This is a genomic window from Paenarthrobacter sp. NPDC056912 (assembly GCF_042786555.1).
In the GTDB taxonomy this organism is placed as follows: Bacteria; Actinomycetota; Actinomycetes; order Actinomycetales; family Micrococcaceae; genus Arthrobacter.
Genome location: NZ_JBHUCD010000030.1, coordinates 1 through 14,820, shown reverse-complemented (window position 1 = coordinate 14,820; position 14,820 = coordinate 1). Strand labels below are relative to the sequence as shown.

The 14,820-nt window shown below is 63.8% G+C and carries 14 protein-coding genes; 1 reads left to right on the top strand and 13 read right to left on the bottom strand.

Annotated elements, in window-relative coordinates; all coding sequences use genetic code 11:
* Position 1: 1 nt before the first annotated feature.
* From ACFRJ9_RS22810 to ACFRJ9_RS22760, 11 genes are all read right to left on the bottom strand, one after another.
* Entirely contained in the window at positions 2-403 is a 402-nt protein-coding gene (locus ACFRJ9_RS22810; RefSeq protein WP_377672901.1) for a hypothetical protein, read from the bottom strand.
* Between the two features lie 97 nt (positions 404-500).
* Positions 501-1,565 carry an FUSC family protein gene (locus tag ACFRJ9_RS22805; protein ID WP_377672899.1) on the bottom strand — a complete coding sequence of 355 codons (1,065 nt, stop codon included), beginning with the start codon at positions 1,563-1,565 and terminating at the stop codon, positions 501-503.
* A gap of 119 nt (positions 1,566-1,684) precedes the next feature.
* On the bottom strand, positions 1,685-2,626 hold the full coding sequence (locus ACFRJ9_RS22800) for a DUF1177 domain-containing protein (protein ID WP_377672897.1): 942 nt from the start codon (positions 2,624-2,626) through the stop codon (positions 1,685-1,687).
* A 1-nt stretch (position 2,627) separates the two neighbouring features.
* The gene (locus ACFRJ9_RS22795; RefSeq protein ID WP_377672895.1) at positions 2,628-3,929 is read right to left on the bottom strand and encodes an alpha/beta fold hydrolase; all 1,302 of its coding nucleotides are present in this window, start codon (positions 3,927-3,929) and stop codon (positions 2,628-2,630) included.
* Between the two features lie 17 nt (positions 3,930-3,946).
* Complete coding sequence (locus ACFRJ9_RS22790; protein ID WP_377672893.1) at positions 3,947-5,014, bottom strand: hypothetical protein; 1,068 nt, start codon at positions 5,012-5,014, stop codon at positions 3,947-3,949.
* A gap of 61 nt (positions 5,015-5,075) precedes the next feature.
* A complete protein-coding gene (locus ACFRJ9_RS22785) occupies positions 5,076-6,719 on the bottom strand; it encodes an OPT/YSL family transporter (protein ID WP_377672891.1) in 1,644 nt (547 codons plus the stop codon).
* Positions 6,720-6,849: 130 nt separating this feature from the next.
* A complete protein-coding gene (locus ACFRJ9_RS22780) occupies positions 6,850-7,623 on the bottom strand; it encodes an IclR family transcriptional regulator (RefSeq protein ID WP_377672889.1) in 774 nt (257 codons plus the stop codon).
* Between the two features lie 216 nt (positions 7,624-7,839).
* Positions 7,840-9,108, bottom strand: coding sequence for a hypothetical protein (locus ACFRJ9_RS22775; protein WP_377672887.1), 1,269 nt, complete (start codon positions 9,106-9,108; stop codon positions 7,840-7,842).
* Positions 9,105-9,602, bottom strand: a complete 498-nt coding sequence (locus tag ACFRJ9_RS22770) for a hypothetical protein (RefSeq protein WP_377672885.1) — start codon at positions 9,600-9,602, stop codon at positions 9,105-9,107. The genes ACFRJ9_RS22775 and ACFRJ9_RS22770 overlap by 4 nt, the downstream gene beginning before the upstream one ends.
* Position 9,603: 1 nt before the next feature.
* The gene (locus tag ACFRJ9_RS22765; RefSeq protein WP_377672883.1) at positions 9,604-10,461 is read right to left on the bottom strand and encodes a hypothetical protein; all 858 of its coding nucleotides are present in this window, start codon (positions 10,459-10,461) and stop codon (positions 9,604-9,606) included.
* 96 nt (positions 10,462-10,557) lie between these two features.
* A complete protein-coding gene (locus tag ACFRJ9_RS22760; RefSeq protein ID WP_377672881.1) occupies positions 10,558-11,013 on the bottom strand; it encodes a hypothetical protein in 456 nt (151 codons plus the stop codon).
* Between the two features lie 557 nt (positions 11,014-11,570).
* Between ACFRJ9_RS22760 and ACFRJ9_RS22755 the strand changes: the two genes are divergently transcribed.
* Positions 11,571-13,184 (top strand): MFS transporter, encoded by a 1,614-nt coding sequence (locus ACFRJ9_RS22755; protein ID WP_377673020.1) that lies wholly within the window; start codon positions 11,571-11,573, stop codon positions 13,182-13,184.
* A 125-nt stretch (positions 13,185-13,309) separates the two neighbouring features.
* Here the strand turns inward: ACFRJ9_RS22755 and lipA are convergent, their stop codons facing one another.
* Together lipA and ACFRJ9_RS22745 are read right to left on the bottom strand one after the other, a co-directional pair.
* Positions 13,310-14,317, bottom strand: coding sequence for a lipoyl synthase (lipA, locus tag ACFRJ9_RS22750; RefSeq protein WP_377672879.1), 1,008 nt, complete (start codon positions 14,315-14,317; stop codon positions 13,310-13,312).
* 102 nt (positions 14,318-14,419) lie between these two features.
* On the bottom strand, positions 14,420-14,820 hold a 401-nt coding region (locus tag ACFRJ9_RS22745), incomplete at its 5' end, for an L-serine ammonia-lyase, iron-sulfur-dependent, subunit alpha (protein WP_377671193.1).

Below are 14,820 nucleotides of genomic sequence, written 5' to 3'. Positions count from 1 at the left end.
CTCAGCGGAGCAGGGATTCGATCTCGACGGCGGGTACTCCGGACGCCTCGGCCAGCGCCCTCGGTTCAGCTCCAGCGGCAACTGCTTTGGTAAGCGCCAGCTCAAGGGTGTTCCGGGCAACGGCCAGTTCGCGCTGCAGGCTCTGGTGCCGGAGGGCCGCGATCCACACGCCGCTCACTGGATCAATGGCGTCAATGTCCATGCGAAAGCCGCAACCGCAGACCCATTCCGGCCAGATTGGATCTACCGAAACCCACTGCATGGCGTCGTGGGAAGGCCCTGCGGAGATGGCCATGCTCGACCCACAGTGCATGGGGCCGAGGGGGACCACCTGTTCGGGGGCGTCTTGCACGGCATATTCAGCCACTGGTGTGGAGCTTGGATCACGCAGCGCGACTGTCATCGTCTTCTCCCACATCTTTACTAGTTAGTAGCTTGGCTATCTAGTTATATGTGTACTGATCAATTATGTCCAGCCAGCGCTCACCCTGGCTGTTCGCTTAAGCGACCGGGCGCCCGGGCCGGAGACGACGCCAAACGGCCGGCGCTGCCACCACGGAAACGCCGACGGCGGCACCGATCACCGTTTCGACGATGCGGTCGCGCAGCAGCAGGGCCGGATCCACGGGTGCGGCCAGCAAGGTGGCAATCAACGCCAACGGGGTCACGAAAACCTGTGCCACAAGGTACTGCCGGGCGATGAACATTTCCGCGCCAAACTGGCAGGCCGCGATCACCAGGACCATGGCCCACGGCGCCGGGTTGAGCCACAGGATGCCGGCCAAAAGCACCAGGCCGATCACCGTTCCCGCGATTCTCTGGATGCCGCGGCTGACGCGGTGGCGGGTGGAATGGCCCACCAGCGGAACCACGGCGGCCACCATGGCCCAGTACGTGTGTCCGAACCCGAGCCTCTCCCCCACCAACGTGGCGATGGTTCCCGCGAGGCCCGCCGCCACCAGGTAGCCGCCGCCTTCCAGCCAGATCGCCCGGCGTTCAAGCGTCGTGTGCCGGATGCGAGGCGGCCGCTTCCACGGCGTCCTGTGGCTCTTCACCACACGGGCGGACATGCCGATCAGCAGGCAGAATCCCGTGGTCAGGACGGCCACCAGCATCGCCTCCCAGAGCGGCGGCTGGGCAGCAATGGAAGCAATCGCTGCGAACGCGAAAATGTGGAAGAGGGATCCGCCGGGCCGTAGCCGCCACGCCGCGACCACCACCGAACACCCGCCGGCAACCAGGGTAGTTGCGGCGGTCAGGAGCCACGAATACGCAGCCCCGTCGATCCCCCACGCTTGCGCTCCGCGTGCCATCAGCGTCGCGAGCAGGATAACCACCAGCATGAAACCACCGGCGCGCAGCTGGCTGCGGAACCGGACGCTGTGCGGTTCGTTGCGGCCGTAGATTCCGGTGAACGCACCGAACGACGCAAAAACGGCCAAGTCCAGCCGACCGATCAGCGTCAGCGTAATCAGCGGCACGAAAACCCCTACAGCGCAGCGAAGAGCCGGATGGTGGTCCTTGTTTCCAGGGCCCATCGAGAACATTTCCGCTACAGCCTTCAAGGAGCGGCTCGCCTTTCGTCGCAGGATCAAAACGTACGACGGCGGCGCTGGCGTCCGCTTCGAAGTTTACGCGCCGCCTGCTGGCCTGCTTGGGGATTGGGTGCAGATAGTGCCCATCATCACGCGACGGACGGGACTGCTTCCGCCAGGACGCTCATGGATCCATAGAGTCCTACGAGCCGCTGGTACTCGTCCGCGTCCATGAAGTCGATGCGCCCGGCAGTGAAGTCCTTGGCGGCCTCCAGGATGAAGCGCACCGTGGACTCCACACTGTGCAGGCTGGTGGCCCCCGTGGCCGAACCCGCAACGGCCGAGACCGTGGTGATGGCTACCCCTACTACGGGCACGGTGGTGGCAACTGCCGGTTGAACCAGCGAATTCACGTGGTAGATGCCGTTTCCGTAGGGAGTGATGTCCTGCATGGTGATGGGCATGACCACCGGGAGCATTCCGCTGGTTCTTTCTACGATGTCCAGAAGGTCCTCGGACACACGCAGGATCCAGCCGTCCTTGATGGTCGGAGTGATCGCGAAACCGTTGTGGTTGCAGATCCTGTTGCCCTTGGTGGTGTCCACCGAGAGGACGGCGTCCATCTCCGGCAGGACTTCGTGGTGGTTTGCCACGGACATCGCTACGGAGGAACCCATGAAGGGAACCGGTTCGTGCGGCGCGGTGGGCGCATCCGGGTCAATCTGAGTAGTGATGAGGACGTCGCCCCTCAGTCTGTCGCCGCGGTTCGCCATGTCTGTCAGCTTGGCCGCCGCGGCCACGGCAGCGAGGGCCCCATCGCCGTCGGAGACGAACCCCGTCTGGGCGGGGCGTGCCCCTAAACCGCCAAGGCGCCCGACAATTCCCAACGTTCTGGCCGTTCCTCCCACGGTCTTTCCGTGCGTGCCCGGGATCAGCACCTTGATAAAGTCCGTTTCGCCGTCGTCCCCCGTCACCGGAGTGACGGTGATATCCGCCGTGCCGTATTTGGCCAGCAGCGCTGCGACGGCGGCGCCGCTGGCTTCCGGGGTATCGAGGGCGTCGTATGCGGCAATGACGTGGCTCCAGGACATGTCAGTTCCTTACTTTCTTCAGAAGTTGGTCCAGCAGTTCCGCGCCGTCCTGGCGGATTCCGTCGTGCTGGTACTTATCGTTGGAAATCGCTGAGAAATTGCCGATCCCGGCCGCCGTTCGGACCGATCCCTGGTACGGGACGAACATGTCCTCGGTGTACATGACGGCCGCCGTCGGAACGAGGTTGGCGGCCAACACCTCAGCGTCGTACAAGCCGGGCCAGTCCGTGCGCTGCGCCAGGTGATGGGCCACCTCTTTCAACGGCCGCAACGCCGGATCCTGCTCGAACTGCCACGGGAAAATCATCTCTCCCGTCAGGAGCGCCGGGCCCTCGGCGCTGACCGCAGCATCAACAAAGTCAGGGAACTCCTCCCTGACCGCCTGCGCAGCCCATCCGGTACTGGCCTGGTCCGCGTAGATAGCTTCATGAAGAACCGCATACAGCGGCCTCTTCGCGAACGAAAGGACAGCACCGGCGTCGGCCAGGAAAGCAGCCGACAGCCCCCGCTGCCCCTCCTGCGTGAAGGTGCCCTCGAGGAGGTAGTGCAACTGGTCAAAACCGGCCTTGGTGCCCAACAGAATCCCCAGGCTCAAGAACCTTTCCGGTGTCAGCTGCTCACCGGTGGGAAGGAACTCATCGTGGCCCAGCAGGTGGTTCCTGATGGCCAGGACCCGTTCACGGTCCGCAGGATACGTAGCGAAGAACTCCTCGGTCCTCAGGGCCGTCCGGCCATAGTTGGCCCGGTAGACATCCCGGATGTCCGCGTTGATATCCGGAATGCCGCCGGTGATCATCACCGCTTCGAGCCCGCCCGGCGCCAGCGAAAGATACGTCAGCGCGCAAAACCCGCCAAAGCTCTGGCCCAACACGGTCCACTTCCTGCCGCCAGTGAGCCGGCCCCTGATGAGTTCCGCGTCCCTGACGATTGAATCGGCACGGAAAAGCGTCAAATAATCCGACTGCTCTTCAACGCTTCCAGGCGGAAGGGTGTGTTGCGTGATTGCCGACGAACGCCCCGTTCCGCGCTGGTCCAGCAAGACCACCCGGAACTCTTCCAACGCCCGCTTCAGCCACCCGCCCGGAATACCTGGACGATCGGCCGCGTTGCCCGGACCGCCTTGCAACCACAACAAATACGGACGGTCTTCGTGCTCAGCGGCCGCTTCCACCACTTCGCGCGCGAACACTTCAATGGTCCGGCCGGGAACCCCCGGGGAAGAGTCCCCATGCTTCAACGGAAGAGCGAACGAATGCTCCAGGAACACCAAACCATCTCGCTCCACCCGGCTGGTTCCAGTCAAAACAGCCGCCATCCCGCTCAGTACCCCTCGATGTTCATCTGGCGGCAAATCTCCACGACCTTGGGGTGCACGTAGCGGCCGTTTTCCTCGATCGCCTCTCCGTCGGCATAGATGGACGGTGCGATCAGGCTGGCGTCCGTGTGCGCTGCCGCAACCCAGTGCTCTCCGCCGATCCAGGACCCCTTGGTGCCAAAGCCGAACTCCACGCAGCCGAAGACACGCTCGTCCTCCACGATGCGTCCGGTGACTTTCCGGACGCCTGGGTTGAATCCGAGCGACCAATGAGCCACCCGGTACATGTTGGGATCGTTCAGCGATGCCATCCAGTCGGCGTATGTTTTCGCATCCGCTCCGTCGCCGCTGATGTCCACAACCACGCCGTTCTTGATTTCGAACCTGACCGGAGACCTGAGGATGCCGATTTCATTAGGCGGCCACGCACCGCCGTCGAAAACTATGACGCCGTTCTGGGTGTCTTCCAAAGGGTTGAAGGAGATCTGTCCCGAGAGCATGACGGATTGGCCCGGCTGGGTGGCCGGCAGTCCGCGGAGGTTGATGGGGCGGTCCCCGCGCCGTCCGCTGATGTCGGTCCCTCCGGCGGACGTGATGCGAATATCCTGCGCTTGCTCCAGGAGACCCACCAGTACGTGACCGAGTTCCGTGACGCCCTGGTAGTCCACGCGGGCCACGGTGTCCACCAGCATCTGGACGTCCATGCCAGTGAGATTGATATAGCGGGCGCCGTTGGCCAGTGCCGTTCGGAAGGCGTCCGAATGCATGATGTAGCCCAGCTGGTATTCAATCCACACGTCTGCCGCAGCCACAGCGGCAGCGACCGGCGGTGACGGTTCCAAGGCCGACATGGTGCGGGTTTCGTAGCGCACAATCGTGGGATAGGCACCCACTGCATAGGCGGCAGCCGCGGTCAGCTCTACTACCCGCTGATCCGATGAGGTGTCGGCTGTGATGACGACGCTTTCGCCCTTGCGAACAAGCATGACTTCTTCGATCAGCTTCCGGGCCCCGAGCGAGGCTTCGAAAGACAAGTACTCGCTGCGGGCTTCAATCCTGCTGATTACTTCCATGGTTCATTCCTTTGAGTCGTGATGTTGAGAGTTGGTGCGGGGTTGGAACGGGGCGAGGGCCTTAGCCCTTGAAGATCCGGCCAACGGAGTAGATGGAATCTCCGGCGATGAGGCCCGCGCCGATGAGCGAGACTTCGGATTCACCGTCGTTGGGCCGGTACTTGGTCCACAGGAAACGGAAGGCCAGGGCCGCGAGAACCAACCAGCCTGCGTTGGGCGTTCCGATCAGGAGACCGGTGGCCAGCAGCACGCCCATCTGGCGCTTGGCGCCACCCAGCAGCTGGATGACGGCACCCGGGATGGCCCAGATGACGAGGTTGCGGATGACGTCCGGGTTGGCGAGTCCGGTCTTGATGGTGTCTGCGTACACCACCGCTGCCGGTGGGAGGTTTCCTGCGGTGAAGTAGCTGTTCCACAGCAAGGCCACCAGGCCGATGGCAACCGTGAAGCCGATCATGGCGGAGAGGAGTTGCTGGCGGCGACCCTCGATTTCGTAAACCGTGTAGGGCCTGCGGTCACGGCGGAGGATCCACCCTGCCTTCAGGTCGTAGCCCATGTCCGCGAAGGCCGGGCCTGTGGCTGCGCAGTAGCCAACCAGCAATGCCAGCGGCACTGCCGGCATGTTCATCAGGAGGCCTGCGATCAGGAAGATGAGCGTCACGGCGAAGGCTGGAAACCACCCCGCATGCATGGCGGCGAGGCCAACAATAATCTCGTGGACGATCGCAGCAACGGCGGCAAAGAGGACCCATCCGATGACTGCCGGCCACGACATTTCCGTCCACAGTCCGCCGAGGACTGCCAGGACAAGCGCACCAATGACGTACAACACGTAGCCCGAGGCGAAGGTCCTGCGGAGGCGTGACGCCGTAACGGTGGGCACCAGCGAAGGGTCGGCAGGTGCCGCTGCGCGAGCCTCGGCGTGGAGCCGCTCCTTCTCCCTGTCCTTCTTGGACTTCTTGTCCAACAGGATCCGGACTGCCTGGATCAGGGCCACGATACCGGCGCCGATCATCACTCCGTGCGGAACGTAGATGGACGAAAGCGTGAAGCCCAGTATGGCCGGAGCGTACTGGCTGAGCAGCAAGCCGATGCCAAACATGCCCAGCGCCCAAACGTTGCCGATCAGGGCAACGCCGGCTGCGGACATGGGCAGGCCAAAGAATGAAGCACCAATACCCACCACTCCACCGGCGGCCAGGAGCAGCGCCCGCTTCCCGCCCTTGTCCCCCGCAATGATGGTTTCGGCGGCAGCCACACCCGGAGGCCAGGCCGCGTCAGCCGGCAGGAACTTGGAGCCGAAACTCCTGTACAGGATCCAGGCATCGATCAGCAGGCCCATGGACGCGCCGATCAGCATGGGGCCCACCAAGTCGGCCCGCCCGAAAGCGAAGGGAACTGCGATGGGTGTCAGCAGGGAGTTGCCGGCGGCGAAGGTCGCCCCCGAGATTGCGCTTTGCGCGAGGTTCTGGCGGTTGATGTCGCGCATCTTGCTGAGGCCGAAGAACGAAATGCGGCCAATAATCATCGCGATGAGGGCGCCGATGACCGAGGTGTTCGCTGAGATTCCAAGGGTGGTGATGAGGTGGAGACCTATCACCGCACCCAGGACGCTCAAGATGACTGTGACTACGAGGGTTGTGGGCTCGAAGGCCCGGGGATGCCGTTCTTGGGTGTCTTCTTTGACGTTGAGTGGCTGTGACATTTCCTGCTGATTTCTACGATGGGAAGGTGGAGGGGTGCGCCAAGGCGCGCGAAATCACGGTGCCGGTCGCCTCATCTTTGAGGTGACGTGCTGCGCAAACTGCCGCAGATGGAACGGTTACTGGTGCTGCTTACGTGGCAAGCAGTGAAGTTCCCGAGGAGAGCTGTTCTGCCAGCATGTTCGTTGCGGCCATAAGCTCGGTGGCCAACTGGGTTTCCCTGCCGGCCAACAGCGCCGGGACTCCGACGACGCCTACGGATCCGATGACGTCGGAATCGAGCCGTACGGGGACGGCCACTGACATGACCTTCTCGTCGTACTCGCCAACGGAGACCGCGAAGCCATGCTCCCGGACAGCGGCATGCCGCCTCAGGATGTCCTCGCGGGTGTGGGGTCCACTCTCCGTTGACTGGTTGAACCCGCCGTTGAGAAGCGATGTGATTTCTTTTTCGCTTCGATGCGCGAAGATAGCGTGCCCGCAGGCGCCCCCGTACCAAGGGAACCTGCGGTTCAATGTCAGGGCGAAGCGGATCGCGCCGGGCCCGTCAGCGGCCGCACGCATCACGTACTCCGCATCCGCCGCGAGGTTAAAGACGACGGTTTCGCCCATCTCCATCGCGAGCCGTTCCAGAACGGGTTGCACCAATTGCGGCACCCCGCCGGACTCGCCGGCAATGATGCCGAGCCGAACGAGTGCCGGGCCAAGGCGGTACTTGCGGCTCACGGGGTTGGGAACCAGGAAGCCTTCTGCGCTGAGGGTTGCCAGTGCCCGGTGAACCTGGGACTTGTGAACGCCAAGCCTGTCGGCAAGTTCGGTCACACCCCACTCGGGCCGATCCGCCGAGAAACACTTCAAGACCTCAAGGGTGCGCTGCACTGTCGAGAGGGTTCGGGGATCAGCCATCAGATTTTGCCTCGTTGCTAATATTGGAACTCAGTTGTTTTTTGTGGAACACTTAAAGAGTCGCCCATGTATGCCGTGATGTCAATCACGGATTTGGCGACCCCTTTTAACAAAGCGAACGACCTAACAAAGCGAACGACGCCGGTGGGCCACCATTGAAGGTGACCAACCGGCGTCGTTGTTCCCTGGGTCCCGTACTGCTTGGGTCCCGTACTGTCAGAAGCTCGAAGCGGTGGGGCTGGTGACTTGCCCCGTTGAAAGGGAGTTGCCCGCGATGTCAGTCAACCCGGACTGCGGTGCGAACTTCGCGGCGGCCGGGGACTGGGCTGACGAGTTCGGGGTTCCGGACATGGTGCCCAAGGTGATGGTGAGCGTCTTGGCCGTGGGATTCCATTGCAGGACCGAGGCACTGCTGCCCGTTCCCTTGAACGTCAACGAACCCGAGTTTTCGTAGTTGCCCACCAGGGACACCGTGCCGAGCCTGAAGGTGGAGCAACCGCTGGAGGTGACACCCACGGTCAGGCTGTCAGAGGAGTTCACGGTGACAGTCACTTGGTTGTTGCCATTGATTGTCTGCGTGGCCGTGTCGGACGTCCACGCGCTGCAGATGGTGCTCGCGTCCAGGGCTTCGGAGAAGGTCAGCGTCACCACGTCCCCGCGTTCAATCCGGCCAAGGTTTCCGCCGGCGTTACTGAGCTGGACGTTGGCGACCGTGGGGGCAGTGGCATCCTTGCTGGATGTGTCTGTCCCTGGCAGGCCGGTGTTTCCCGCGGCATCCGTGGCGCGTGCCGAATAGGTGATGGGCCCGTCGTTGAGGGTGCTCAGGTTCAACCCCGAGGTACTCCAGGCTCCCGAGCCATTGGCGGTACGCGTCTGGGTGACAGTGTGTGCGGCTCCGGCGTCCGTCACGGTGAGGACAACGGTCGAGTTCGCTTCGGCGGTTCCGGTGACGGGAACATTGGCCGCCGTTGAAACCGTGACAGATGCGGGTGCGTTCACAGTGGGAGCTCCTGGGGCCGTGGCGTCCACTACGGTGGCTGTGCTTCGCAGGCTTTCAGTACCTTGCCACAGGGAAATGGCCGGCGTCATCGTGTAGTACCAGGTACCCGTGGGGGCGCTGTCCGTGCAGCTCAGCGCGGCGATGGTTCCGGCGCAGGTGCCGGCCGCAGCGACCTTTGTCCCGCCGGTGGCCGAAGCGTAACGAGCAATGGTGTAGCCGGTCGCGGGCTTGCTTGCCGCCGTCGTGCTTGCAGTCCAGGTGACCGTCACGCTGCCGGCCTGGCCAACTGCGGCCACCGGCTTGGCGCCTTGGTTAACGGTGTCCGCCTTGGCGCCACCGAGGTTGCTGCTGACAGTGCTCCAGAAAGCGCTGGCCGCCGGTCCGCCCCAGGAAACAAGGAGAATGCCCACAACAATCACCACCAAACGGTTCCAAGCGCCCATAGTCACCCGGGGCGAATCAGTGGACTGGCGCAGCCGGCTCATTTCCGCACCTCCAGAGTCACCGGAACGCGGAATTGGGCTCCCTGGCAGGCGGACAGCGATGCCGTGCTCATGCTCGCTGCGCCGGGAAAGGTGAAGAGGACGGACGAGTTCGGCTGGATGGTCACCGGCTGAGGGAGAAGTGGCGTGAAGGTCACGCCGGTAGTGGTGCAGCCCGCGTGGCCAGCATCAGCGGTCACGGCGCCGTTGGCTGCCACGCCGATGACCGTGACAACGTAGGGGTTGGGGTTGGAGGCACGGAGGACGACGTCGGCCGTTCCGCCGGGGATGAGGCTGTTTTGCGGGGTGTCACCTGCGATCAGCGCATCAACGGTGACAGTCTGCATGGTGCCGTTGGCCGCCGCTCCGCTGCCGATGCCCGTGCTGGCCCAGTACGCGTAGGCGGACCCTGCACCGCCCAGGATGCACAAAGCTGCGGTGGCGGCTGCCGTTCGCGCCAGCCGTCCGCTGCGCGGTATCCGGGCTGTGGTCTTCATGTCAGTTCGCCTGCCCCGTCCCGGAGAACGTGAGTTCGATGGTGGCGCCCTTGCAACCGTCCTGGAGTTGCAGGGTGTCCAGCATGGTGACACGGGGCCAGCCCGTCTGGGGCACGCCCAAGGTGGAGAGCGAACTGGCCCCTGGCGGGACCGTAATCGGGTAGTTTCCCGAGTGTTGCGAGATGCTGTAGTCGGCACCGCTGCAGGGAAGCCCGGCCGCTACGGCCGCAGCCGTTCGAACCACTTGGGCGATCGAGACCGACAGATTCGTCACCGCGAGGCTCTTACCCTCCGGGTTGGAGATCTGGAGGTCCAGCGGCTGGGAAACCCCGGGCGACAATGGGCCGGTCAACGATCCCGAAATGGCGAAGGACCGCTTGACCTCCTGGACGTGCAGCTGCCCCTTTTCCGCGGAGGACTGGACGCTCCCGCTGCTTCCCGTCACCGAGAAATCGGACTTGCCCGCCGGGGTGGTGGGCGACGTCGAGATGGTCAGCGTCACCTTGGCCGAACTGCCGGACGACAGGACAACCGACGACGGCGACCACGCGGCGGTGGTTCCTGCGGGAAGTCCCGAAATGGAGAACGTTACCGGTCCGGCGAAGCCTCCCAAGGAGGATGCCGTCAAGGAAAAAGCTGCGGATTGGCCTTGGTCCGTGCTGCGGCTGGAGGGTGACAACTTCACGGAAATTCCGCCGGAAACCTTGGCCTGCGCAGTTCCTTGACCGTTCCCCTGCCCGCCGCTGGCCCCGAGGGAAGCCACCACAGCCAAGACAATCAAAGCCCCCAGGACAACTGCACGGAAAGTGACTCCAGGCCGACGGAAAAGCCTTGTCGAGGGCACTGGGTGCTGGGGCATGGAGTCTCCTTTCGGACTGAAGCGTTGGGAACCGGACCGGACGGACCAACCGGGGACCGTCCTCCTGTGAGGCGGTCCCCGGCTCGCGGACCCTTATTAGTCGCTGGTGAGACTGACGGTCACGGTGGCGCTCTTGCACGCGTTCTGGTTGACAGTGGCGTTGTCATTGAACTTCAGGGTTCCGCTACCCACGGAGGTTCCGGTGGTGTTGGCGGCCACCAGGGAATTGCTGGTGACGGCGGTGACCTCGAACCACGCCGGCAGGCAGCCTGCGTCGCTGGTGGTGACGGTGGGGTGGAGGGCGCCCACCACGGTGCTCGTGGTGCTCGCGTTGTCTGCCGAGTAAGCAACGGCCACGGTGTTTCCTGGTGCGAGGCCGGCCGCGAACGTGGCGTGGAGCGTCACGGTTCCACCGCCCGTGGAGTTGGCCGCAGAGCCGCTGCCCGAACCCGTAGTTGTCCAGTAGGCGTAGGCAGCCCCGCCGCCGACGGCTACCAAGGCCACGCCTGCAACAGCAGCTGTGATCCGGCTCTTCTTGGAAAGTTTTCGCATGGTATGACTCCTTGGTTGGTGTACTGACCGGGGAGCCGCAGCAACCCCAAGCATCCCGCTGCAACCAGCGGATGAAGCGATGACCCCAATAGTTCAGTCAGTGTGAGTCCCGTGGCTACTCTCGGATGTACGCCTTTTTTCCTCCCGGCCGGGGACGCGAAAGTACGCGATTGGCCACGGCGAGTACTCAGTCCGTCTCCTTTCACCACTTGCTCCGCGCGCTCCCATGCGCGAGGGATCCGGGGTTGTTCGGCCTAGGCGGCAGTGCTCTGGAGACATGGGTTGCCCGCACTTGGCGAGTACTCAGTTTTGCCCGCTGGGGCCGCTGGGCTTGGCCGCCAACTCTGGCCGGAATCCTTGTTATTCCTGGCGTCCGTGCGCGAACATTGTGCTGATCTTGAGCCAAAAATGCGTTTGCGAAAACGCTTGACAGACTGCCGCCGTGCGCGGACCATGACGATCATGCGCGCAGCGACGAATGTCCCGCTCACGACACCGGAACCATGAGTCCCGGGGCGCCGCCAGGGGTACGGACAGGATCCGGCCTTGTCTTGGCCGTGCTGGCATCCGGCCAGTTCCTGATGACGCTCGACAGCTCAGTGATGAACGTTTCGATGGCCACCGTTGCCGCTGACCTGGGAACCACCATTACTGGTATCCAAACAGCCATCACGCTGTACACGCTGGTCATGGCGTCCCTGATGATCACTGGCGGCAAGATCGGCACCATCATGGGCCGCCGTCGTGCTTTCGGCCTGGGCCTCGTCATCTATGCCGCCGGTTCCCTCATCACTGCCCTGGCCCCCAACCTCGCGGTCCTGCTCATCGGCTGGTCTTTGCTGGAGGGTATTGGCGCAGCCTTGATCATGCCCGCGATCGTCTCCCTGGTTGCTGCCAACTTTGAGCCCGATCGCCGCGCCGGTGCCTACGGTCTAGTAGCTGCCGCTGGAGCGATGGCAGTGGCCGCCGGTCCGCTGATCGGCGGTGCCGTGACCACGTTCGCGTCGTGGCGGTATGTCTTCATCGGCGAAATCGTCATTGTCCTTGCCATCCTGCTGGTCCTGCGCAGGGTTGAGGACGTTCCACCGGCCAAGGCCCAGCTGGACCTGCTGGGCTCCGCGTTGTCCATCGTGGGGCTCGGCATGATTGTGTTCGGTGTTCTGCGTTCGGGCGAGTGGGGCTGGGTGCAGCCCAAAGCCGGCGCCCCCACGCTCCTGGATCTTTCCGCCGTTTTCTGGCTGTTGGTGGTGGGGATGCTTGTCCTCTACGCCTTCCTTCGCCGGACCTCGCAACTTGCCGCCACGGGCGGCGAGCCGTTGACTGATCCTGCCCTGTTCAAGAACCGGCGCCTCGCCGGCGGACTCAGTGTCTTCTTCGCCCAATTCCTGGTCCAAGCCGGCGTGTTCTTCACTATCCCGCTCTTCCTGTCCGTGGTCCTGGAATTGAGCGCACTGGAGACGGGCATCAGGGTCTTCCCGCTGTCCGTGGCGCTGATTCTGGCCGCCGCCGGAATCCCGAAGGTCTGGCCACGAGCCAACCCCCGCCGGGTGGTCCGGCTGGGTTTGGCGCTCATGATCGCCGGCATCCTCATCCTGGTAGGAGGAATGGACCCCGGCGCCAACGCAGCCATCGTCGCCGTCCCCATGCTCTTGATGGGCTTCGGCCTGGGCGCTTTGTCCTCGCAACTGGGCGCCATCACAGTTTCCGCTGTGCCCGATTCCCAAAGCGCCGAAGTCGGCGGCCTGCAAAACACTGCCACCAACCTGGGGGCTTCGCTGGGGACAGCACTGATCGGTTCGGCCCTGATCGCCACATTGGGGACTTCGTTCCTTGCCGGCATCCAGGACAACCCCGCCGTTCCGGACTCGGTGCGGGAGCAGGCCCAGGTACAGCTGGCCAGCGGGATCTCCTTCATTTCCGACACACAGCTCCGGGGCGCGCTGGATGAAGCCGGGATGGACCAAGGAACAGCCGAGGCCATCATCGCAGTCAACGCCACCTCACGATTGGACGCCCTCCGGACTGCCCTCGCCCTGACCGCGCTGCTCTCCATCGCGGCACTGTTCATCACGGGACGGATCCCCGACCGGGCAGTTGGAGTCCCTGACGAAGCTCCCGAGGCCGTAGAGCCCGAGGCCCCGCCGCGGCCGAACGGTTCCGGAGGCCCCTGACCGGCCGGGCGGCGGAACCAGCACGCGAAAGGCGACCGGACCGCCGTCGTTCTCCTGTTTTTGCCGCCATTACGGACGGCATCCGGTCATTCTGTACAGCGTGATGGTGGTGCGGTGTGCAGGGCTTAGCCGTGGGCGGCCAGGATGGTGGAGGCTTCCTGGCGGGTGGTGCCGGAGGACTCGATGTGGGCCAGTTCGGCGGGGATTTCCCAGCCTTTCTTGCGCATGGCGGTGGCCCAGAGACGGCCGGCCCGGTACGAGGAGCGCACCAACGGCCCGGACATGACCCCGAGGAAGCCGATTTCCTCGGCCTCTTGCTGGTGGTCCACGAATTCCTGGGGCTTGACCCACCGGTCCACGGGCAGGTGCCGTTCGGAGGGGCGCAGGTACTGGGTGATGGTGATCAGGTCACAGCCGGCCGCGTGCAGGTCCCGGAGGGCTTCGGAGATTTCCTCGCGGGTTTCGCCCATGCCCAGGATCAGGTTGGACTTGGTGACCATGCCCAGATCACGGCCCTGGGTGATGACGTCCAGGGAACGTTCGTACCGGAACGCCGGGCGGATGCGTTTGAAGATCCTGGGCACGGTCTCGACGTTGTGCGCGAAGACCTCGGGCTTGGAATCGCAGATCGCGGCGATGTGCTCGGGTTTGCCGGAGAAGTCCGGGATCAGCAGCTCCACCCCGGTGCCGGGGTTCAGTTCGTGGATCTTCCGGACCGTTTCGGCGTACAGCCAGACGCCCTCGTCTTCGAGGTCATCGCGGGCCACTCCGGTCACGGTGGCGTAGCGCAGCTGCATGGCCTGGACGGAGCGGGCCACCTTGGTGGGTTCGAACCTGTCCACCGGGGAGGGTTTGCCGGTATCGATCTGGCAGAAGTCACAGCGCCGGGTGCATTCGGACCCGCCGATCAGGAACGTGGCTTCCTTGTCTTCCCAGCACTCGAAGATGTTCGGGCAGCCGGCCTCCTCACAGACCGTATGCAGGCCTTCCTTTTTCACCAGGTTCTTGAGCTGAACAAACTCCGGACCCATCTGGACCTTGGCCTTGATCCACTCGGGCTTGCGTTCAACCGGGACCGCCGCGTTACGCGCCTCAACGCGCAGCAACTTACGGCCTTCAGGTGCGAGAGTCATGGGGTTCTTTCTGTTTGGTCTGTAAGTTCGTGGGTTGCGGGGCCTGCTCTGCGCGCTTCGCGAGCGTCATAGGGCGCAGAGCGGGCCCCGCAAGAGTGGGTTTCAGCATTCGACGACGTTCACGGCGAGGCCGCCCATGGCGGTTTCCTTGTACTTATGGGACATGTCCTTGCCCGTTTCACGCATGGTCACGATCACCTCATCCAGGGAGACCCGGTGCGTCCCATCCCCCCACAACGCCATCTTCGCGGCATTGATCGCCTTCGCCGCCGCGATCGCGTTCCGCTCAATACACGGAATCTGCACCAACCCACCAATCGGATCACACGTGAGCCCCAGATTATGTTCCATCGCGATCTCCGCCGCGTTCTCCACCTGACCCGGCGTACCACCCATCACCTCAGCCAGCCCCGCAGCAGCCATCGACGACGCCGACCCCACCTCACCCTGACAACCCACCTCAGCCCCCGAAATCGAGGCCTGCTCCTTGTACAACACCCCCA